Origin of the sequence: Castellaniella sp. GW247-6E4 (assembly GCF_040276065.1) — a bacterium.
Taxonomy (GTDB): Bacteria; Pseudomonadota; Gammaproteobacteria; order Burkholderiales; family Burkholderiaceae_B; genus Castellaniella.
Genome location: NZ_JBELOI010000014.1, coordinates 63640 through 84995, shown reverse-complemented (window position 1 = coordinate 84995; position 21356 = coordinate 63640). Strand labels below are relative to the sequence as shown.

The window sequence follows — 21356 nt, the reverse complement described above, 5'->3', positions numbered from 1 at the left end:
CACGGGCGGTTCGGGCCAGGATATGGGGGCGCCTCGGTGGATTTCAAGATCCTAGGCGGATAACGGCGGAGGCGGCGCCAGGCGTCCCATCGGCCCGGACGGATCCGGATCCTGCGCGTGGGCCCGCCACTGAGGCACATCCACCGTCGAGGCCGGGCCGGTCAGCTCGGCGCCGTGGCCGCGGATGATGGCCGCGATCTTGAGCAGCACGTCCTCCTGGACATTCAGGTACGCGTTGTAGTCGGTGTCGACCGTGAAAGCATACAAAAACAGTTTCAGGGAAAAGGTGCCGCAACTGTTGAAGTTGAAGGCGAAGAAATCGTGCTTGACGCCGGGGTGTGTCCCCAGCATTGCCCGCACGTCGGCGACGATCCCGGGCACCGCGTCGATGTCGGCGTAGCGGATATGGATGTCCTCCATGATGCGCCGGCTGGTCATGCGCGTATGGTTGATGACCGGCTGGGTGTTGAACATGGCGTTGGGCACGTAGAAGGGTTTGCAGTCGAAGCCGATCAAGCGCGTGGCGCGCCAGCCGATGTGCTCGACGCCCCCCATCAGGTCCGTGCCGGGGATGATGATGTATTCGCCGACCTTGAACGGGCGGCTGGCAAAAATCGTCAACCCGCCCAGCAGGTTGGCCACCAGGCTCTGCGCCGCGAAACCGATGGCGATGCCGCCCACGCCCCCGAAGGCCAACAAACCGGCAATGGAAAAACCCAGGGTCTGCATCATCATCAAAATAGCCGTGATGACGATCGAGGCGCGCGCGAGCTTGCCCACCGCATCCGTGGCCATGGGATCCAGTTCCTGGCCTCTATGGCGTGCCCGCGCCACCATGTTGTCCTGCACGCGCGCGGCGACGCGCAGCAAGAACCACATGACCGCGCCGATGATCGCCACGTCGCGCGCCGGCCCCAGGACCTGCGCCAGGACCGAATCCCCGGCGCCCTCGCGGGTCTCGAGCAGGACATGGACGGCCGAGGCCAGGCCCACGATCCACACCAGGGACTGCGCCGGCGCGCTGGCGCTGGTCAGCAGTCCGTGCGCCCAGACGTGGCGCACCTCGTCGACGCGGCGCGCCAGGCGCTCGACGACCGCGCGGACGATCAGCCCCGCCAGCAGCGCGCACAAGACGACGCCGAAGACCAGGATCGCGGTATGCCATTCACGGTAGGCGGACACGAGGTCCTGGATGAGTGGTGTATCGTTCAAATCCTTCCTCCATTCGACTGAAGCCCGGCCCAAGGAAACAGTGTACCGACAAGCGCGGCGCCGCCCAAGAGACCGCTTGCGCTATAAAGAACCCCGTCACCCGACCTTCCGGGCCCATCGAGACCACGCACCATGGATTCCATCACTCAGGCCGCACTCGGCGCCAGCCTCTGCGGCGCCATGCTGGGGCGCGCGCACGGCCGCAAAGCCTACGCCGCAGGCGCGGCGCTGGCCACGCTGCCGGACCTGGACGTCCTCATCCGGCACGCCGATCCACTCTCGGCCATGATCCACCATCGCGGTTTTTCGCACGCGCTGCTCACGCTCACGGCCCTGGCCGCGCTGCTGGCCTGGCTGTTTCGCCGCTGGCGGCCACACGCGGCCTACACAGGCCCCTGGCTGTTCGCCGCGCTATGGCTCACCCTGGCCACCCATCCGCTGCTGGACGCCTTCACGAGCTACGGCACGCAATTGTTCTGGCCCTGGCGCCCCACGCCCACGGCCTGGTCCACCATCTTTATCATTGATCCGTTCTACACCCTGCCGCTGCTGGCGGCCGCGCTCGCCGGCCTGGCGACCGGCGCCCGGCCCTCGAACCGGCGGCTCGCCTGCTGGGCGCTGGCACTCAGCACCGCCTACCTGGGCGGCTCGGTGGCCACCAAAGCCCTCGTCGAGCACCGGGTCCGCGCCCAGATCGAGCAGGCAGGCATCCCGGTCCAGGCCATGTTCTCGACACCCGAGCCCTTCAGCATCCTGCTGTGGCGGGTCGTGGCCCGCACGCAGGCCGGCGACGCGATCGAAGCCATTGCCGGCCTGCTGGATCAGGGGCCGGCGGAAACCCTGCGCGAACCCCTGAACGACCATCTGGCCGGCGCCGCCGCGGACATCCCCGCGCTGGACGGCCTGCGCTGGTTCACCGGGGGCTGGCTGCGCTACGACGAAATCGATGGCCAGTTGGTGGCGACCGACCTGCGCATGGGACTGGCCCCGGGCCTGTACTCGTTTCGCTTCCGCGTCGCCGAGCGCGGCGCCTCGGGCCGCTGGCGGGCGGTGACGCCGACGCGCTGGCCAAGCCCTCGCGGCCTGGACGTGCTGCCGATCGTGCTGCGACGCATCTGGACCCAGAACCCGCCCCTGCCCCTGGCGGACTGGGCGCTCGACATGAACCGCCCGGCGGCGCCAGCGCCCGCGCCCAGAGGCTGAATCCGCACCCGCAACGCCCGGCGCGCCCTTCCAGACCCCATTCATTGACAATAGTCATTGGCCCTGAGAGGAATCGGCGAAATAATATTGAGAACGAAAGGAATCCTCAATTATGTTCGCTTTGCCCCGCCCCGCTGCCCCGGAGGCGCCACATCCGCGCCGCCGGGCGCTGCTGGGCCTGTTGCCGGCGCTCGCCCTGGCGAGCGCGCCCCCCACGCGCGCCCTGGCCGGGGGCCGCTCCCGCCTGATACTGTCCGGCCCCCCCGCCACAGTGTCCTTCCCCTTGATCCACATGATGGAATCCGGCGCGCTGGAACCCTTGGCCCGACAGATCGAGTTCCGTCTCTGGACCAACCCCGACCAGTTGCGAGCCCTGGCACTCGAGGGCGCGGTCGACATCATGGCGGTGCCCTCGAACGTCGGCGCCAACCTCCACAACCGGGGCGTCCCCCTGACGCTGCTGAACGTGTCGGTGTGGGGCGTGCTGTGGATGATCTCGCGCAGCCCCGACATGCGCACCCTGGCCGACTTCCGGGGCATGGAGATCGCCCTGCCCTTTCGCGCCGACATGCCCGACATCCTGTTCAGCCTGCTGGCCAAGCACCAGGGCCTGGACCCCAAACACGACTTCCAGATCCGCTACGTCGCCACCCCCATGGACGCCATGCAGTTGCTGCTGATGCGGCGGGTGGACCACGCGCTGCTGGCCGAGCCGGCCGTCTCGGTGGCGCTGCGCAAGACCCATTCCTTCCCGCTGTCGGCGGTGGCCCCCGACCTCTACCGCAGCGTCAGCCTGACGCAGGAATGGGGCCGCGTGCTCTCGCGCCCGGCGCGCATTCCGCAGGCGGGCATCGCCGCCCTGGGCGCGGCGCGCGAGGATCGGGCGCTGATCGATGCCGTGCGCGAGGCCTACGCCCGCTCGCAGACCTGGTGCGAGGCCAACCCCCGCGAATGCGGCGAGCGGGTCTCCCGCCACATCGAGATGGTCACGCCCGAGGCCGTGGCCGATGCCATGCAGGCCTCGGTGCGCCACCTCACCAGCGCGCGCGAGGCGCGGCCCGAGCTCGAGTTCTTCTTCGAGCAATTGCTCGCCGACCAGCCCGGGCTGATCGGCGGCAAGCTGCCCGACGCAGCCTTCTACGCTTGAGCCCGGCAGTCACCGACCCGGCGCGGCGCGGCCGCCTGCCGCGCGCGGCGGCCGCGGCCCTGGGCTACCTCTGGAGCGGCTGGGGCGCGGTTGCCAGCCTGCTGCTGTTTTGCGCGGTCTGGGAATGGGGCGCCCAGCTTTACGGTTCGCTGATCCTGCCCGGTCCGCTCGAGACCGTCCAGCGTCTGAGCGCCATGATCACCCAGGGCGACGCCCGTCCGGAGCTCACGATCTCGGCCCGCCGGGCGCTGACCGGCCTGGGCATGGCGCTGAGCATCGGCAGCCTGCTGGGCGTCGTCGCGGGCCGCTCGCTGACGGCGGCCATCATCTCGCGCCCGCTGGCGACGGTGCTGCTGGGCATGCCGCCGATCGCCTGGCTGGTCCTAGCCATGCTGTGGTTCGGCATGGGCGACGCCACCCCGGTGTTCACGGTATTCGTTGCCTGCCTGCCCGTGGTCTTCGTCGGCGCGCTGCAGGGCGCGCGCACACTGGACGGCAGCCTGCGCGACATGGCGCGGGCCTACCGCCTGCCCTGGCGCATGACACTCACCGACCTGTACCTGCCGCACATGGCGTCCTACCTGTTTCCGTCCTGGATCACGGCCTTGGGCGCCTCCTGGAAGGTCGTGGTCATGGCCGAGCTGCTGACCACGCCCGATGGCGTGGGCGCGGCCCTGGCGGTGTCGCGCGCGCAACTGGACACGCCGACCTCCATGGGCTGGATCCTCGCGGTGCTCGGCCTGCTGCTGGCCTTCGAGTACCTGTGCCTCGAGCCTCTCAAACGCACGGTCGAGCGCTGGAGGGTGCCATGAGCATGCTCAACATCGAGCGCCTGACCCACCGCTACGGCCTGACCGAGGTCCTGTCCGGCATCGACTTGCGCCTGCCCGCCGGCCAGACACTGGCGCTGGTGGGCCCCTCCGGCTGCGGCAAGAGCACCCTGCTGCATCTCGTGGCGGGCCTGCTGGCGCCCTCGGAGGGCCGGATCGACAACCCGTACCGCAACGTCGCCTGCATGTTTCAACAAGCGCGCCTGATGCCTTGGAAAAACGCGATCGACAATATCGCCCTGGGGCTCAAGGCCCGGGGCATGGCGGCCTCGGCGCGGCGCGCCCGGGCGGCGGCGCTCGCCCGCACGCTGGGACTGGGCGCCGACGACCTGCGCAAGTTCCCGCAAGAACTCTCGGGCGGCATGCAAAGCCGCGTGGCCCTGGGACGCGCCCTGGCGATCGAGCCCGACCTGCTCCTGCTCGATGAACCTTTCTCGGCGCTGGACGTGGGCCTGAAGCTCAGCCTCTACCGCCACCTGCGCGGCGAGATCGCCAGGCGCGGCACGACCGTACTGATGATCACCCACGACCTGATGGAGGCCGTGCGCCTCGCCGACCGCATCGTCATGATGGCAGCGGACCCGGGACGCGTGGTCCACGAGCTGCCCCTGGACCAGGTGCATGCCCTGCGCGACGACGCCTGGGTGTACCAGACCACCGGCAGGCTGATGCAGGCCCGCGAGGTGCGACTGGGCTTCGGCCTGGATCCGGCGCCCGGCGGCGATTCCGCCGTCGACGCGCCGGCGGCGGGATGTGCGATATGAGGGCGAGCCATCCGGTCTTCCTGTGCGGCTTCCGGCCCTTCTTCCTGCTGGTCGCCGCCGGCGGCATCCTGCTGATGCCCGCATGGCTGCTGATGCTCCTGGGCGCCATGCCGGGATGGCAGCCCCCCGGCGGGATCATCGCCTGGCACGCGCACGAGCTGATCTACGGCCTCGGGATGGCCGCGGTCGCGGGCTTTCTGCTGACCGCCGTGCCCGAGTTCACGCGCAGCCCGCCGATCGGGCCGGGCGCGCTGCGCGGGCTGACACTGCTCTGGCTGGGCGCACGCCTGGCCTACGCGGCCTCCGCCGGATGGCCGGATTCCCTCGGCTTGTGGCCCGCCGCCGCCTGCGATCTTGCATTTTCAACCAGCCTTCTGGCGCAACTCGCCCCCGCGCTATGGCGCGACCCTCAGCGTCGCCATCTCGGCTTCGCCTACGCCCTGGCCACGCTGATCCTGTTGCAGGCGGGCTTTCACGTCTCGATCGCCCTGGGCGGCGACGCGATGGCATGGCTGCGGGCCGCGGTCGGGGTCTTCATGATCCTCATCGTCATGGCCGGCAGCCGCGTATCGATGAACGTGGTCAACGGCCACATCGAGGCCGGCCGCCCCAGTGAGCCGCCACAGGGCGAAGTGGGCTACCTTGCCCGGCCGCCGCGCCGCAAGCTCGCGGTGTTCTGCATCGCCGCGGCGAGCGCCGTGGAATTCCTGTCCGGCCCCGGCCCCGTCACGGCCTGGGTGGCCTTGGCGGCCGCTGCCGCCCTGTTCAACCTGCTCAACGACTGGCACGTGGGCCGCGCCCTGTTTCGCCGCTGGACGCTGATGCTCTACGGCGGCTACTGGCTGATCGGCCTGGGTTACGGCGCCATGGGCTTGGCCTGGCTGGGCCTGCCCATCACCGCGTCGGCCGGACGGCATCTGCTGATGGCCGGCGCCATGTCCCTGACCATCCTGGCGATCATGTGCATCGCTGGCCGCATCCATGCCGGCCTGTGGCTGGACCGCCGCCCCTGGGCGCCAATCGCCGCAATCGCCCTGGTCCTGGCCGCCGCCCTGCGCGCAGCGGCCGGCACCGGCGCGGCGGGTGCCGGGGTCGTGCCCCTGCTCGGCCTCTCGGGCCTGGCGTGGTCGGCGGCCTTCGCCTTGTACCTGTGGCATGCCGGCCCCATCCTGGCCGGGCCCCGGGGCGACGGGCAGGCAGGCTGCGCAGAACCGCTGCAAGACGCCACCCCAGGCCCACGATGCGACGTGCCCTGAGGCGCCCGATCAGGCAAAATAGAGCATCCACTCCTTTTCTTTTGCAGGAGGCAAGCATGCCCAGTTTCGACGTGGTCTCCGAGGTCGACAAACACGAGCTGAGCAACGCAGTCGACCAAGCCAACCGCGAGCTGGCCACCCGCTTCGACTTCAAGGGCACGGACGCCCGGTTCGAGCTCGACGAATTCCTGGTGACGCAATCGGCTCCCAGCGCATTCCAGCTCAAGCAGATGCTCGACATCCTGCGCGGGCGGCTATCGGCACGCGGCATCGACGTGCGTTGCATGGAGCTCGCCGATCCTCTCGAAAACCTCGGCGGCGCCCGCCAAAAGATCACGATCCGCCAGGGGATCGAGCAGGCGACGGCGAAAAAACTGATCACTGCGATCAAGCAGGCCAAACTCAAGGTCGAGACCCAGATCAACGGCGACAAGCTGCGGGTCAGCGGCAAGAAACGCGACGACCTGCAGCAGGCCATCGCCCTGCTGCGCAAGGCCGACGTGGACCTGCCGCTGCAATACCAGAATTTCCGCGACTGATCGCCCCTCGGCTTGCATACCATGCACATCCCGGCCTCCCCTCGCCGACGCCTTGCCGCACTGGCCTGCCTGGCCGCGGCGATGACGCTGGCGCCGCCGGCCCGCGCCGCCACCAACGCCGGCGACCTGCCCACCGGACCTCAGACGCCGTTCGCGGTCCAGCGCGTCGCCGCCTTCGACGGACCCTGGGCCATCGCCTTCCTGCCCGACGGCCGCCTGCTGGTCACGGAAAAAGCGGGCCGCCTGCACATGGCCACGCAGGGCGGCGAGGTCCACCCCGTCTCAGGCGTGCCCGAGGTCCACGACCGCGGCCAGACCGGCTTGCACGACATCGCAGTCTCGCCGGATTTCGCGCGCGATGCGCTCGTCTACTTCTCTTTCGTTGCGCCAGGGCACGGCGGCGGGGCACTCACGCTGGCCCGCGCGCGCCTCGAGGGTTCCGGCCCAACCGCGCACCTGCGCGGTCTGCAAATCCTCTGGCGCCAAGAGCCTCCAGGCGGCCGAGGCCACCCCGGCGCCCACATCGCATTCGCCCCCGACCGACAGCACCTGTTCCTGACGGTCGGCGAGCGCCAGGATTCCGACACCGCACAGGATCCGGACCAAGCCCGGGGCAAGATCCTGCGCATGCGCATCGACGGCTCGGTCCCGCCCGACAACCCCATGGCGGGCGCCGGCGGCATCCGCGCCCTGACCTGGTCGACCGGCCACCGCAACCCCTACGGCCTGGCCTTCGCCCCCGACGGCAGGCTCTGGGAACACGAAATGGGTCCGCGCGGCGGTGACGAACTGAACCTCATCGAGCCGGGCCAGAACTACGGCTGGCCTCTGGTGTCCTATGGCAGGCACTACAGCGGCCTGCCCATCCCCGACCACGACACCCGCCCGGAATTCCACGGTGCCGTCCTCTACTGGACCCCGGTGATCGCACCAGCGGGGCTGGTGTTCTACGAGGGCGACCTGTTCCCCGAATGGCGCGGCTCGGCCTTGATCGGCGGCCTGGTGGCCAAGGGCCTCGTGCGCATCGCCATGGACGGCCAAGGCGGCGCCCGGCAGGTCGACCGCTGGTCTCTGGGCGAACGCATCCGCGACGTGGCGGTGGCGCCGGACGGCGCGGTTTGGGTGATCGAGGATGGCCGCGACGGCGGCTTGCTACGGCTGACCCCAAAGGAAAAGCCCTAGGGCACCATCCGGCCGCGAGCGCCGGCAGGAGTAAAATCCCTTACCTGACAACTTCAAAGGGGTACTCGTGTTTCCACAACGACTGATCGATGGCTATACCACATTCCTGCACCATCGCCTGCAAACCGAGCGTGCCCGCTACCACGACCTGGCCGAACAAGGCCAGCACCCCGAAATCATGGTCATCGGCTGCGGCGACTCGCGAGTCGCGCCGGAAACGATCTTTGATGCGGGGCCCGGTGAGATGTTCGTGGTCCGCAACATCGCCGCTGTGGTACCGCCGTGCGAATCCGACGTCGAGAGATCTTTTCACGGAACCAGCGCCGCGATCGAATTCGGTGTCAATGCCCTCGAGGTCAAACACATCGTCGTCCTCGGACATGCCAGTTGCGGCGGCGTCGCCGCCTTCGCCAATCAGGCCGCGCCGCTGTCCAAGCGCGACTTCATCGGCAAGTGGATGTCGCAGATCGCCCCCGTGCTCGAGCGCGTCGGCCCCCAGGGCGCGGATCGCGGCGAGTGGATCCGGCAGCTCGAGTGGGGCGTGGTCGAATACAGCATGAACAACCTCATGACCTTCCCCGCCGTGCGGGAACGCGTCGAAGCCGGGACGCTGACCATCCACGGCGCTTATTTCGGCGTGGCGACCGGCGTGCTATTCATGCGCGACCCGCGCACCGGCCGCTTCGAGCCCTATCAGGAACCAGCCTGAGGGGCTGGGGGCGCCGTCTGTTTCATTCGAGCCGCGCTAGTCTTCCCGCGCGCGCAGCGCACGCAAAGTGTCCTCGGCCACGTCGATACGCACCGTGCCCAACTCCACCAGACGTCGGGCCACGATGCTGATCTCGTCGCCGACGGCGCCAGCCATCAATGCGATGTTTTGCGAATGCAGAGACATGTGTCCCTTTTGCACCCCCTCGGTGGCCAGCGCCTTCAGGGCCGAGAAATTCTGCGCCAGACCCACGGCGGCAATCACACGCGCGAGCTGCTGCGCCGACTGGATGTCCATGACCCGCAATGACGCCCGGGCCATGGGATGCAGCTTGGTGGCACCGCCGATCAAACCGACCGCCATGGGCATCTCGAGCGACCCGGCCAGATCGCCGGCGGCAGTGACCTCCCACTGCGACAAGCTGCTGTACCAGCCCTTGCGAGCGGCATAGGCGTGTGCCCCGGCCTCGACCGCCCGCGTGTCGTTGCCAGTGGCCATCACCACCGCGGTCACGCCATTCATGATCCCCTTGTTGTGCGTGGCGGCGCGGTAGGGATCCATCAGCGCGAATTCGTAGGCGCGCACAATGCCGTCGCGCACCTCGGGGCCACCGATGGCGTCCAGTTTCCACACGCAGCGCGCACGCGCCAGGCGGCGATCCGCAAGATTGGACAGAATGCGCAGGTACACGCGCCCGCCAGCCCAGCCCTCGAGGTGCGACGCGAGTTTTTCGGCCATGGTGTTGACCGCGTTGGCGCCCATCGCGTCGCGCGTATCCACGATCAGGTGCGTAATCACCATGGGACCGTGCGCCGAGTCGACGATCCGCACCTCCAGGTCGCGGAACCCGCCGCCCAGCTTGACCAGCACGGGATCGCAGGCGTCGCACAGGCTGCGGATATCCTCGATGCGCTCGAGTATCGCCAGGCGCGCGTGGGCCGGATCGGGGACATCGACCAGTTGGACCTGGGCGATCATGCAAGTGCCCGACATCGAGGTCGTGAATCCACCCGATTCATAGCATTGGCGCGCCGCATTGCACACCGCGGCCACCACCGAGGATTCCTCGGTCGCCATCGGCACCAGGTAGTCCTTGCCATCGATCAGCAGGTTGGTGGCCACGCCGACCGGGATGTTCATGGTGCCCACGGCATTCTCGATCAGGCGGTCGGCCAGGTCGACCGGCAGATTGCCGGTGTCCAGGAACTGCGCCCGCAGCCCATCGTCCTCCAGGCCGGCGAACGCCATGACCTTGTCCACGCGCTCGGGGACGCTCAGTTTGTGAAATCCGGAAATCCGCGATGTTTTCGTACTCACGACATGCACCTCTATAGCAAACGGAAGGATCAGCTCATCAGCCTGGGCAGCCAGGTCACCATGGCCGGGAAGGCGGCGCAGATCAGCAGGGCGATGATCTGCAGGCCCATGTAGGGCAGGATGCCCCGGTACACCACGCCCATGCCCATGCCAGGCGGCAGCGTGCCCTTCATGTAGAACAGCGTGTAGCCGAACGGCGGGCTGATGTAGCCAACCTGGATGGTGATGGCATAGAGCACGCCGAACCAGATCTCGTCGAAGCCCAGGGCCTTGACGATGGGCAGGAACACCGGGACGGTCAGCAGGATGATGCCGATCTCGTCCAGCGCCGTGCCCAGGAAGATCAGGATCAGCATCATCGCCGCCAGGATGATGTAGGCGTTCACGTCCAGGCCGCGGATGAAGTTCATCAGGGTATCGGCGCCACCCAGGCCGGTGAAGATCGCCACGTAGGCCTTGGCCCCGATCGTGATCCAGAGGATCATCGAGGTCACCTTCAGCGTCTCGAAGCCTGCTTCGGTCAGCCCGCGCCAGCGCAGCTTGCCGCGCACGGCGCTGGCGCCGATCGCACCCACCACGCCCACGGCCGCCGCCTCGGTGGGCGTGGCGATGCCGAAGAAGATCGAGCCCAGGATCAGGATGATCAAGAGGGCGGGGATCACGACGGCGCGCAGGCTGAGCAGTTTCAGGCTCATGGGCACGGGCTCGCCCGAGCCCGGCGGCACCTTGCCGGGCTGGAAATAGGCCACATACAAAATATATACAATGTAGATTGTTGCCAGGAGAATGCCCGGCACGATGCCGGCAATCAACATCTTGCCGATCGATACCTGGGCCGTCACCGCATAGATGATGGTCAGGACCGAGGGCGGAATCAGGATGCCCAGCGTGCCGGCCGCACAGATCGTGCCGGTGACCAGCGAGGGGTCATATTTGCGGCGCAGCATCTCGGGCATGGCCAGCACGCCCATGGCGGTCACCGCCGCGCCCACGACCCCCGTCATCGCCGCCATCACCACGCAGATGACGACCGTGCCGATGGCCAGCCCGCCGCGCAGGCGGCCGAACCAGAGTTCCATCGCCTTGTACAGATCCTCGATCACGCCCGAGCGCTGCAGGATGCCGGCCATCAGGATATACAGCGGCACGCCCAGCAACGCCTCGGAGCGCATGGTGTCGTAGATCTGCAGCACCAGGATCACGATCGAATCCGGATTCCACAAAGTGATGGTGAGCAGCAACGACAGGCCGCCCAGGACGAAGGCGATCGGCAGGCCCGTCACCATCAGGGCGGTCAGGCCGCCGAACATCAGCAGCAGGATCATGTTCGGGCTCATGCGGGCTCCTTTTGGCCATCCAGGCACAGCAAGGCCAATTCGGCCAGGCTCTGCAGCCCCAGCAGCAGCAAGGAGGCGGGCACGGCGAGCTTGTAGGGCCACAGCGGCGGGTTCCACGCCGAGAAGGTGGTTTCCCGATAGGCCATGGCCTGCATGGCGAGCGGCACGGCGTAATACAACAGCACGGCGCAGAAGAACAGGATGATCAGCTGGTTGAAGATGTCCACGGCGCGGCCGGTGCGCGGGGACATGCGGCTGCGAAACAGATCCATGTTGACGTGGCCGCCCAGGTGCAGGACGTAAGGGCCGCCGAGCAGGAAATAGGGCCCGAACAACAGCACGGCCAGCTCCATGCCCCAGACCGTGGGCGCATGAAAGACATAGCGGCTGACAACCTCAAACATCATGACGGGCACGACGATTGCCATCAGTGCGGCCGCGATGATGAAGAGAAACTTATTGACGGCCGTGACGGTCCGTATGTATGCGCGAACGAGGTTCAGCATGGTGGAATTCCCGACGACAGGGATCGAAGACGCGGCCCCGGGAGGGCCGCGCCTGGGTCATGGAGGCAGCGAGACTGCGTCAGGCGATCAGGCCGAGCTTTTCCATGAAGGCGATCTGGCTGTCCAGAATCTGGGTGGCCAGCGCCTCGCCCTTGGTCGCCTGACGCCAGACTTCAACCGCCTTTTTGCGGCCCTGTGCCACGTCAGCCGAATCCAGGGCGACGACTTCGACCCCCTGCGCCTTGAAAGCGTCGATCGCCTTGCCGTCGGCCACGAGGATGTGCTGGCGCAAGGCCATGGACACCTCGCGCGCTGCTGCGGCCAGCGCCGCCTTGTGCGTCTCGGGCAGAGCCGAGTACGCGGCCTGGTTGGCCACATAGCTGGTGGCGGTCGTCGGCTGGTGCGGGCCGGGCATGACGATGTGCTTGGCCACCTCGCCCAGGCCGGCCTCCTGGTTGGCGGTCAGGTCGCCGCGGTCGGCCAGGTCGATCACGCCCTTGTCCAGCGCCGTATAGACCTCGGCCGTCGCCAGCGGAGTGACCGCGACGCCCATGGCGGCCATCACCGCCGAGGCCAGGCCGACGAAGCGGCCCTTCTTGCCGTTGAAGTCGGCGATGGTCTTGATGGGCACCTTGGAATGGATGGGCTCGGGGCCATACACCGTGGGCGCGATGTAGTACAGGCCGGCGGGCGCGTAGGCCTTGCGAGCCAGGTCCAGGCCGCCCAGCTCGTAGAACCAGGCCTCGTACTGGTCGGATTCGGTGAAGCCGAAGGGAATCGTGCTGGTGAAGGCAAAGCCCGGAATCTTGCCGGCCTCGTAGCCATCGAAGGTCTTCATCATCTGGAAGGCGCCGCCGCGCACGGCATCGAAAGCCTGGTTGGCCGGCACCAGTTGGCCTGCTGCGAACAATTCAATCTCGAACTGCCCGCCGGTCAACTCGGCCACGCGCTTGACGAAGACTTCCTCGAATTTCTGCGGTGTAGTGCCGCCATCCCAGAGGGCCTGCATCCGCCACTTGACCTTGTCCTGTGCGCGGGCCGCGCCGCCGAGCCCCAATCCCGCGCCGACCAGGGCGCCGCCGCCCAGGACCTTGAGCGCGGAACGCCGATTGACTGTACCCATTGTCATCTCCAGTGATCTCCGGATCCCGTTGTTGGATCCGGATGGCAGGCGCCGCACGCCCGCCCTCGTTTATCGTTCTCGGTCCCGCCAGTGAACCATAGGCGGGACCCCAAGGATCATAAGCGGGTAATGGGTACGATAAAAGGTACAATTTCATAAAAATCACTAAATCGTCCCTTTCTTTGACCCATGACGGTTGAAACAGGAGGCCCCATGACCCGCATCGACGCCGTCATCCAGCACGTTCACGCCGGCATCGCGGCGGGCACCTGGCCCCCAGGCGCCAGGATCTGGTCCATCCGCACTGCTGCGGCGGAACTGGGCATGTCCAAGAACACCGTGGCCGAGGCCTATGATCGGATGGTGGCCATGGGCCAGCTCGAGGCCCGCATGGGCTCGGGGTACTACGTGCCCACGCAGGCCAAGCGCGAGCCGTTGCCCAAGGCCATCTCGGTGGCGCAGGCGGTGGACGCCGTGTCGCTGCTGCGCGAGCAGCTCGTGCGGCGCTACGAAGTCCGAGTCGGCGAGGGCCGCCCGCCGCGTGCCTGGGTCGGCCGTCCCGATTTCAAGCCCCTCGCCGATCCGGGCCGGCACCCCGAGGACAATGAGGCACACGACTACGGCAATCCATGGGGATTCGACAAGCTGCGGGAATACCTGGCCCAGAGCCTGATCGAGCGCGGCATCGAGGCCACGCCGGGACAGATCCTGACGACCATGGGCGCAAATCACGCCCTGGACCTGATCGCCCGCCAACTGCTCGAGCCCGGCGATACCGTGCTGGTCGACAGCCCAGGCTATTACCCCCTATTCGCCAAGCTGCATCTAGGCGGCATCCGCATCGTCGGCGTGCGCCGGCTGGTCAACGGGCCGGACATCGATGAACTGAACACCAAGGCCGCCCGGTACAAGCCGAAACTGTTCTTCACCCAGTCGCTTGCCCACAACCCGACGGGCAGCTCGCTGAGCCTACCGATCGGCCACCGAGTGCTGCAAGCCGCGGCGCGGCACGGCTTTGACATTGTCGAGGACGATCCGCTGGCCGACATCCTCCCCGCCAACGCGCCGCGACTGGCGGCCCTGGACCAGCTCGAGCGGGTCATCTATGTCGGGACATTCTCCAAGACGCTGTCCGCGGGGCTGCGGGTCGGCTACCTGGCGGCCAACCCGGCGCGGGCCAGCGCGCTGTGCGACCTCAAGATGCTGACCGTCGTCAGCTCGGGGGACCTCGCCGAGCGGATGCTGTTTGGCTTCATCGCCTCGGGCCAGTACCTGAAACACCTGCGCAGGCTGCGCACCCGGGTGTCGCAGACCACCGCCCAGGCGCTCCAGGCGGTACGCGGCCTGGGCCTCGAGGTCTTCTGCGAACCCTCGGGCTGCTTCTACCTCTGGGTCTACCTCAGGCCGGGCGACGACGAATCCAGGCTGGTCGAGGAGGCATCGGCGAGGAATATCTTTATCGCCCCGGGCCGCCTGTTCATCCCCGAGCGGGTCAACGATCGTCCCGCCATGCGCCTGAACATCGCCTACGCCACGCATCCGAAGTTCATTGATTTCATGCGCGAGCGGTCGGCGGGGAAGGCGTAACCACAAGAGCGCGGCATCCAGGACCGCATCGGCGCTTGTGGCTGGAGCGCGCCGAGCATGGGTATCCATGAAAAAGGCCCGCAAGTTTTACGGGCCTCGGCGGCCGGGCAAGCGCCACCCCGGGCCGGAGAATGCGTGGTGAAGCATGCCGCGCAAGGCGCGGCCAAGGCTCAACGGGCGTTGGCCTTGACGTCGCGCTGCATGAACTGCGCGGCGAGGAACACCGCGGCCCCGATGGCCAGCGGCGGCCACGATGGGGAGAACATGGCCACAATGCCCAGAATGATGCCGACAAGCGCCCCGACCAACAGGGTGGTGCCGCGCTTGCTCATGAGGGCGCCGATCGAGGTGCCGATGAGAATGGCAGCGAGAATCTGATAGATGTAGTGCATGGAGGCCCCCTCTAGTTCTGGTGGAAGGCGCGGGCAGCACGGATTCCACCCGCGTCGTCGTCCTTGCCGGACGGCCAGAGTGTAGCACCGTCGGCTTCGGAAGGCTTGCCGGTCCGTGGGCGGGGACGCCCTGCGACCCTGGAGGCTACACTGGCGGTGCACCGCCTCGGCAAGCGTCTTTGCGCCCATCCTACTCGACTGGACACCAATGGAGGATCCCTCATGAAACCCGTTTTCTCGCTGGCCCAGTTGACGGCGCTTTCCCTGCCCCCGCCGGACATGATCTCGCTCGCGCACACCCTGGGTTACGACGCCGCCGGAATCCGGATGCTGCCATCGGCCCCAGGCGGAATCGCGTACTGCCTGATGGACGATCCGGTCCTGCTCCAGGAGACGCTCACCCGGATGGATGATACCGGGTTGCGGATCTTCGATCTGGAGATGATCAGGATCGACGAGCATTTTCACATCGATGACTTTCTGCCATTCCTCGAAACCGGTGCCAGACTCGGAGCCAAAGCGGTGCTGGTGGCCGGCAACGATCCGATCGAGGCGCGCCTGATCGAATCATACGGTACGCTGTGCGACACCGCCTGGCCGCTTGGACTGAGCGCGGACCTCGAATTCATGCCCTGGACAGTGCTCAATAACATCGCCAGCACCGTGCGCATCCTCCAGGCGGTGGACCGTCCCGGCTGCGGAATCCTGATTGACGCCTTGCACTTCGCGCGCTCGGACGGCCGCCTCGAAGAGATCGAGGCGCTGCCGCGCCGGTGGTTGCATTACGCGCAGATGTGCGACGGGCCACGCCAAGGACCCGATGCAGTCGAGGGCTTGATCCACGCCGCCCGCTGCGACCGCCTGCTGCCGGGCGAGGGGGAGTTCGATCTCGCCGGCCTGTTTGGTCACCTGCCGGCGGATCTGCCCATCAGCCTCGAAATCCCAAACGACCGGCGCACATCCGAGCTGGGGCCGCAGGAATGGGTGCGCCAGGTCCTGGAAGCGTGCCAGGCCCTGATGAAGACAATCCGATGACCCGGGAAAACACAAGCCTGCGCATGCTGGTGGCCGGCGAGTCCGGATACTGGACAGCCCACTGCCAACGCAATGTACTGGAATAACGGCCTGATTCTCCCAGCAACCACGCGTCTTGCGAAAACCGACTATAGCGTGCGGGATTCGAAGTTCACCTTCGGCTCCAGGACCCGCTTGACCCCTATCGACATCGACGAGTCCGAGATCGGCCGCAGCTAAACCACCAAACTCAACGTCATCACCGCCGCTATCGAAGAAAATCTCTCCTGTGGCCCAGGTGATGATGGGCAATGCGTCGCTCAGCAGGCCGTCCCTGAAGGGTTACATACGGCCGGACAAAGCGCAAATCACGGCACCCGGCCACTCGACAGCCGAGGTGGACGAGAGCGGTTCGCATCTGGAACAACTCTTTATTGACATGCGGTAATTTCGCTGAGTATCATGCAAAAAATATAAGTGGTACGACGTTCTAAATATTAGAACTGACATAAATAACCTGCAAATCTGTGCATTCCAGAATTCTATCGGGCTACAGACCGCCCTATAAAACAAAACGGAGACAAACATGAATAATCCCATCGAAAACCGCAGCCGCAGGAGCCTCCTGCAAAACACGGCGCGCCTCGCCGGGGTGGCCACCCTCGCCGGCATTTACCCACCCGCCCTGATGGCCCAAAACACAAAGCCCATTCTCATCGGTTGCACGCACGACCTGACCGGCACCCTATCGATGGACGGCACCTGGAACGATGTAGCTGTCAAGGCGGCCGCCAAGTGGGTAAACAGCAACGGCGGCATCGGAGGCCGCCCCATAGAACTTCATACCGAGGACACCGAAACCAACACGCAGACCGCGCTGCGCAAGTTTCGCAGCCTAGTCCTGGATCGTGGCGTGGACTTTGTGGTGGGCGCGACCCATTCCGGGCACAACATCGCCTCGGCCCCCGTCGCCAAGGAGCTGAAGACGCCCTATTTTGCCTCTGGCACCGCGCTCGAAACGACAACCACCAAGGGCAATCGATGGATCTTCCGCGGGGTGAACAACATCCGGCAGCAGATGAAGGCGATGGCGCTGGTGGCCTTGAAGGAGCTAAAGCCACGCTATTACTTTATCGGTGCGGACTACGCCTGGGGCCGCTCGCTCGTCAAAGAGACGAAGACCTACGTTTCTGAGCAAGGCGGGCAGATCATCGGCGAATCCTTCATCCCGCTTGGCACCGCGGACTTTGCCCCCTACCTGAACAATATCGACCCGCGAAGCTTCGACACACTGGTGGTCGGAATGACGGGCGGCGACGCTGTTCGCTTCCTGCGCCAAGCCTACAGCATGGGACTGCTGAACGACATCACCGTAGTGGGCAATATCGCGGTGACCAGCGGCTCCAGCGTGCCCGACCTGGGTCCTGGCGCAAAGGGTAGCTGGTACACGACCATGTATCCACGGCGGTCAGTGGATGTGCCCGATGCGTTGAAAGCGTTTGATGAGGCCTATCGGTCGGCCATCGGCGTCGATGGCGAAGGCACGGAGAAATCCACAGGCCGGGTCGCCAATCTGCCGTACAGCTTCGTCGCATGGCAGGCGATCTTCCAGATCAAGCAGGCGATCGAACAATCCGGCTGGGGGTCGCGCAGCGACCATCCAAAGTTCATCCAGGCCATGGAGGGGCTCACCGGCAAGGGTAGCATCGGTTACCCTCAAGGCGATTTCAGCTTCCGGCCCGAGGATCACCAGATCGTGCACAGGCAATACATCGAGACTGTGCGCAACGATCGACTCGAGGTCGTCACGTATATAGAACCCGACCAGCTCGGATATCCGCCAGAGGTCGACTACCGCACCGAAGCGCTCTGACCCGCCTCAGATCCCGCAACCGAACAATTCTCCTGCAGGTGGTCGAGCATGGGCTTAGAAGCATTCGCCTTCCAAATACTGAATGCCGTCGTATGGGCCTGGGTACTCGCGCTACTGGCGCTGGGCCTGACCCTGATTTTCGGATATCTGGACATCATCAACGTCGCCCACGGCACGCTGTATGCGATCGGTGCCGCCATTTCGTGGTGGCTGGTGCAGGCCACGCAGTCTCCACAGGTGGGTTTCCTGCTGGCGTTACTGGTGGCGCCCCTGGCCGTAGCCCTGATCGGTCTTGTGGCCTATCACCTTACCATCCGGCCGATCATGTCCCGCCCGCCGATCTATAGCCTGGTCACGACATTCGGCCTGATGTTCATCCTGCAACACGCACTGTTCCTGATCATTGGCGGCGCCCCCCGCTCCGCCGAAATGCCAATCGACACGCTCATCCCCATCCTGGGACGGACCTATCCGCTGTACCGATTCGTCATGGCCGGCGTTGCAGCGGTGATCATCCTGGCGCTCTGGGTCTTTCTTCACCGCTCGACCTACGGCACATGGATCCAGGCGGTTCAGCAAAACCGGGCTGTCGCGACGGCGATGGGTATTCCCGCGCGCCAAGTGGTGACCGTGGTGTTCTGCCTGGGCTCAGCGCTCGCGGGAATCGCGGGGGTCCTGGCGGCGCCTGTGCTGCAGGTGCGATACGACATGGGGATCGACATCATCATGGACGCGTTCATCGTCGTCATCGCCGCGGGATTCGGAAATCTCTTCGGCACCGTCGTGGTCGCCATGGTGTACCAGATCATTCAGGCGGTCCTGGCGCTGCTGATCACTCCCTTGCAAGCCAAGGTTCTGGCGCTGCTGGCCGTCCTGGCATGGGTCCTCATCCGCCGCAAAGGTCTTCTCGAGCGGGAGCGGCTGGCATGACGCGCGCACATGTTCTGACAGCCCTTGCGGGGCTGGCTCTGGTCCTGCTGCTGCCTCACTTCGCGGGAGCATTCGCCCAAGCGCTGACAGTAGAGCTGCTGATCTACTCCATGTTCGCGCTCTCCATCGGCGTCCTCTACGGGCACACGGGTATGATGAGCTTTGGTCATGCCGGGTTCTTTGGTGTCGGTGCCTATGCTGTCGCGCTGACAATCACGAAGCTCGATGCCGGCCTCGCCACCGCCTTGCTGGCTGCAGTCGGCAGCACAGCCATCCTGGCGATCGTGGTCGCAGCTGTGGCCGTCCGGCTCAAGGGCCACTACTTTGCCCTGATCACCCTGATCGTCGGGCTCATCCTGTACTACCTCGGCACTGGCTGGCGCAGCCTGACCAATGCTGAAGACGGTATCAGCTTTGCGCGGCCCGAACTCTTCAGCGTCTACGCACTCGGCGATCCGAAAGTATCCTATTACTTCCTCTCCATCCTGGCCATTCTCGCCATTTTCTTTATCTGGTTCCTGTTGACTTCGCCGCTGGGGCGGCTGTTTCGCGGCCTGCGCGAAAACGACGACCGCGCCCGCTACCTAGGTTATCCCGTTGCGCGCCTGAAGATGCTGTCGTTCACGATATCGGGAACACTGGCAGGACTATCCGGAGGGATGTACGCATTGTTCTCGGGCTACGTCAACTCGGAATTCTTGAGCTGGATCTTGTCCGGCGAAGCCGTGATGTGGGCCATGGTCGGAGGCGCAGGCTCACTGATCGGACCCATCCTCGGCGCATCGCTGCTGATCTGGGGCCGCGAGGTGCTAAGCAGCTACCTGATCGACATCTACCCCATCCTGGTGGGTTCTATCATGATCCTGTCCGTCATCTTTCTGCGCGGCGGCCTGGCCGGTGCCTTCCAGCAAATCCGCGACGCCTGGGAGGCCGGCCGTGCGCCCGCATCCTCCGACGTCACGACGAACAGAGAACAGACATGATCTTGGAGACCCGCGGTCTGACCCGCAGCTTTTCAGGCCTGAAAGCCATCTCCTCGCTGGACTTTGGTGTTCCGGAAGGCAGCGTGCGCGCAATCATCGGCCCCAACGGCGCGGGCAAGACCACGCTGTTCAATGTGATCACCGGCACCCTGCCCTGTTCGGGCGGCGAGGTTCTTTTCGAGGGCCGCAGCATCGCCGGCAAGAATCCCGAACAGATTGCGCGCATGGGTATTTCCAGGACTTTCCAGTTGACCAGCGCTTTCCCCGAACTCACCGCGCTCGAGAACATCTGGCTGGGGGTCAACGCCAGGCTCGGATCGCTCAACCCCTTCACACCCCGGCGCCGGACCCAGGAGCTCGAAGCGCGCGCGCGCTCGATCCTCGAGAGCATCGGCCTTGGCGAGCGTGGCCATATCCCGGCCGGCGAGCTTTCCTATGGGCAACAGCGAATGCTCGACATCGGTACGGCTCTGAGCACTGATCCGCGCCTGCTGATGCTCGACGAACCGACCGCGGGTCTGGGCGTCAAGGAAACCGCCACGATGGCGGCTCTCATCAAGCACCTCGCGCAGCGCATGACCATTATCGTGATCGAACACGACATCGAAGTCGTGCTCGAGATCGCCGACGCTATCACCGTGCTCTACAACGGTGAACTCCTGCTGGAAGGCGCACCCGGGGACATCATGTCGAACGAAACCGTCCAGCGTATCTACCTGGGCCATCAAGTGCACGTCAAAGGCGGCATCAAGGGGGGCACACATGCTGGCGCTTGAAAACGTCCACACCCACTACGGCCGCAGCCATGTCCTCAAGGGCCTCTCGATCCAGGTGGGCAAGGGAGACTTCGTGGCCCTGTTGGGGAGGAATAGCGTCGGCAAGAGCACCGTCTTGAAAACGGTTCTAGGACTGACGCCAGCCACATCCGGCCACATCCGCTATCAGGGCCAGGAACTGACGCGCATGCCACCCCATCGGATTCCGTGCCTGGGCATCGGCTACGTGCCGCAACATAACAACGTCTTCGGTGCGCTGAGCGTCCTGGACAATCTCAAGATCGGTATGGTCAAGACGGGGCGCCGAGACATCGACCTGTCCCCTGTCTTCGAGCTGTTCCCGAAACTGGAATCCAGGCTCCAGCAGCCCGCGGGATCGCTGAGCGGAGGCGAACGCCAGATGGTCGCCATCGGCCGCGCGCTCGTCGGTGATCCGGAACTCATGCTTTTCGACGAACCGACGGCGGCCCTGTCTCCGGCACTGGCGCACGAAGTCGGTGAAATCATCCAGCGCATCGCGAACCGAGGGGTCGGCGTCCTGCTGGTCGAGCAGAACGTCCGCATCGCGCTCGACCACTGCCAGCGCTTCTACATCCTGGAGCGCGGCACCACCCGCTATGAAGGCACCGTCGGCTCGATCGACGATGCCACCCTGTTTCGATATCTCGGACTCTGA

Annotated in this window: 21 protein-coding genes; 15 read left to right on the top strand and 6 right to left on the bottom strand. The window is 65.9% G+C overall.

Annotation, left to right across the window (positions count from 1 at the left end; translation table 11 throughout):
• Window positions 1-51: 51 nt before the first annotated feature.
• Window positions 52-1212, bottom strand: coding sequence for a mechanosensitive ion channel family protein (locus ABS761_RS15540; protein WP_350409262.1), 1161 nt, complete (start codon window positions 1210-1212; stop codon window positions 52-54).
• 132 nt (window positions 1213-1344) lie between these two features.
• Here ABS761_RS15540 and ABS761_RS15535 point away from each other — a divergent pair, with 132 nt between their 5' ends.
• The 8 genes from ABS761_RS15535 (at window position 1345) to ABS761_RS15500 (ending at window position 8842) form a co-directional block, all read left to right on the top strand.
• On the top strand, window positions 1345-2415 hold the full coding sequence (locus ABS761_RS15535; RefSeq protein WP_350409260.1) for a metal-dependent hydrolase: 1071 nt from the start codon (window positions 1345-1347) through the stop codon (window positions 2413-2415).
• A gap of 112 nt (window positions 2416-2527) precedes the next feature.
• Entirely contained in the window at window positions 2528-3562 is a 1035-nt protein-coding gene (locus ABS761_RS15530) for an ABC transporter substrate-binding protein (protein ID WP_350409259.1), read from the top strand.
• The gene (locus tag ABS761_RS15525; RefSeq protein WP_502881452.1) at window positions 3559-4374 is read left to right on the top strand and encodes an ABC transporter permease; all 816 of its coding nucleotides are present in this window, start codon (window positions 3559-3561) and stop codon (window positions 4372-4374) included. The genes ABS761_RS15530 and ABS761_RS15525 overlap by 4 nt, the downstream gene beginning before the upstream one ends.
• Window positions 4371-5156 (top strand): ABC transporter ATP-binding protein, encoded by a 786-nt coding sequence (locus tag ABS761_RS15520; RefSeq protein ID WP_350409258.1) that lies wholly within the window; start codon window positions 4371-4373, stop codon window positions 5154-5156. The genes ABS761_RS15525 and ABS761_RS15520 overlap by 4 nt, the downstream gene beginning before the upstream one ends.
• Complete coding sequence (locus ABS761_RS15515) at window positions 5153-6412, top strand: NnrS family protein (protein WP_350409257.1); 1260 nt, start codon at window positions 5153-5155, stop codon at window positions 6410-6412. Before ABS761_RS15520 ends, ABS761_RS15515 begins: the two co-directional genes overlap by 4 nt.
• A 56-nt stretch (window positions 6413-6468) precedes the next feature.
• A complete protein-coding gene (locus ABS761_RS15510) occupies window positions 6469-6951 on the top strand; it encodes a YajQ family cyclic di-GMP-binding protein (protein WP_350409256.1) in 483 nt (160 codons plus the stop codon).
• Between the two features lie 21 nt (window positions 6952-6972).
• Entirely contained in the window at window positions 6973-8133 is a 1161-nt protein-coding gene (locus ABS761_RS15505) for a PQQ-dependent sugar dehydrogenase (protein ID WP_350409255.1), read from the top strand.
• Window positions 8134-8200: 67 nt separating this feature from the next.
• On the top strand, window positions 8201-8842 hold the full coding sequence (locus ABS761_RS15500; protein WP_350409253.1) for a carbonic anhydrase: 642 nt from the start codon (window positions 8201-8203) through the stop codon (window positions 8840-8842).
• Window positions 8843-8878: 36 nt separating this feature from the next.
• On the opposite strand, the gene ABS761_RS15495 is transcribed toward ABS761_RS15500, so the two are convergent.
• The 4 genes from ABS761_RS15495 to dctP all read right to left on the bottom strand — a co-directional run bounded on the left by ABS761_RS15495 (window position 8879) and on the right by dctP (window position 13125).
• Complete coding sequence (locus tag ABS761_RS15495) at window positions 8879-10159, bottom strand: hydroxymethylglutaryl-CoA reductase, degradative (RefSeq protein WP_350409252.1); 1281 nt, start codon at window positions 10157-10159, stop codon at window positions 8879-8881.
• Between the two features lie 29 nt (window positions 10160-10188).
• Window positions 10189-11496 (bottom strand): TRAP transporter large permease, encoded by a 1308-nt coding sequence (locus ABS761_RS15490; RefSeq protein ID WP_350409251.1) that lies wholly within the window; start codon window positions 11494-11496, stop codon window positions 10189-10191.
• Window positions 11493-12002 carry a TRAP transporter small permease subunit gene (locus ABS761_RS15485; RefSeq protein WP_350409250.1) on the bottom strand — a complete coding sequence of 170 codons (510 nt, stop codon included), beginning with the start codon at window positions 12000-12002 and terminating at the stop codon, window positions 11493-11495. Before ABS761_RS15485 ends, ABS761_RS15490 begins: the two co-directional genes overlap by 4 nt.
• 79 nt (window positions 12003-12081) lie before the next feature.
• Window positions 12082-13125: a TRAP transporter substrate-binding protein DctP gene (gene dctP / locus ABS761_RS15480; RefSeq protein ID WP_350409249.1), complete on the bottom strand. Its 1044-nt coding sequence runs from the start codon at window positions 13123-13125 to the stop codon at window positions 12082-12084.
• A gap of 213 nt (window positions 13126-13338) precedes the next feature.
• Here dctP and ABS761_RS15475 point away from each other — a divergent pair, with 213 nt between their 5' ends.
• Window positions 13339-14712: an aminotransferase-like domain-containing protein gene (locus tag ABS761_RS15475; RefSeq protein ID WP_350409248.1), complete on the top strand. Its 1374-nt coding sequence runs from the start codon at window positions 13339-13341 to the stop codon at window positions 14710-14712.
• 170 nt (window positions 14713-14882) lie between these two features.
• Here ABS761_RS15475 and ABS761_RS15470 read toward each other — a convergent pair whose 3' ends face one another.
• Complete coding sequence (locus tag ABS761_RS15470; protein WP_350409247.1) at window positions 14883-15104, bottom strand: hypothetical protein; 222 nt, start codon at window positions 15102-15104, stop codon at window positions 14883-14885.
• A 222-nt stretch (window positions 15105-15326) separates the two neighbouring features.
• Between ABS761_RS15470 and ABS761_RS15465 the strand changes: the two genes are divergently transcribed.
• The 6 genes from ABS761_RS15465 (at window position 15327) to ABS761_RS15440 (ending at window position 21356) form a co-directional block, all read left to right on the top strand.
• A complete protein-coding gene (locus ABS761_RS15465) occupies window positions 15327-16139 on the top strand; it encodes a sugar phosphate isomerase/epimerase family protein (protein WP_350409246.1) in 813 nt (270 codons plus the stop codon).
• A 565-nt stretch (window positions 16140-16704) separates the two neighbouring features.
• Window positions 16705-17991 carry an ABC transporter substrate-binding protein gene (locus tag ABS761_RS15460; RefSeq protein WP_350409245.1) on the top strand — a complete coding sequence of 429 codons (1287 nt, stop codon included), beginning with the start codon at window positions 16705-16707 and terminating at the stop codon, window positions 17989-17991.
• A 48-nt stretch (window positions 17992-18039) separates the two neighbouring features.
• A complete protein-coding gene (locus tag ABS761_RS15455) occupies window positions 18040-18921 on the top strand; it encodes a branched-chain amino acid ABC transporter permease (protein ID WP_350409244.1) in 882 nt (293 codons plus the stop codon).
• On the top strand, window positions 18918-19904 hold the full coding sequence (locus ABS761_RS15450) for a branched-chain amino acid ABC transporter permease (protein ID WP_350409243.1): 987 nt from the start codon (window positions 18918-18920) through the stop codon (window positions 19902-19904). Before ABS761_RS15455 ends, ABS761_RS15450 begins: the two co-directional genes overlap by 4 nt.
• The gene (locus ABS761_RS15445; RefSeq protein WP_350409242.1) at window positions 19901-20680 is read left to right on the top strand and encodes an ABC transporter ATP-binding protein; all 780 of its coding nucleotides are present in this window, start codon (window positions 19901-19903) and stop codon (window positions 20678-20680) included. Before ABS761_RS15450 ends, ABS761_RS15445 begins: the two co-directional genes overlap by 4 nt.
• Complete coding sequence (locus tag ABS761_RS15440; RefSeq protein ID WP_350409241.1) at window positions 20667-21356, top strand: ABC transporter ATP-binding protein; 690 nt, start codon at window positions 20667-20669, stop codon at window positions 21354-21356. The genes ABS761_RS15445 and ABS761_RS15440 overlap by 14 nt, the downstream gene beginning before the upstream one ends.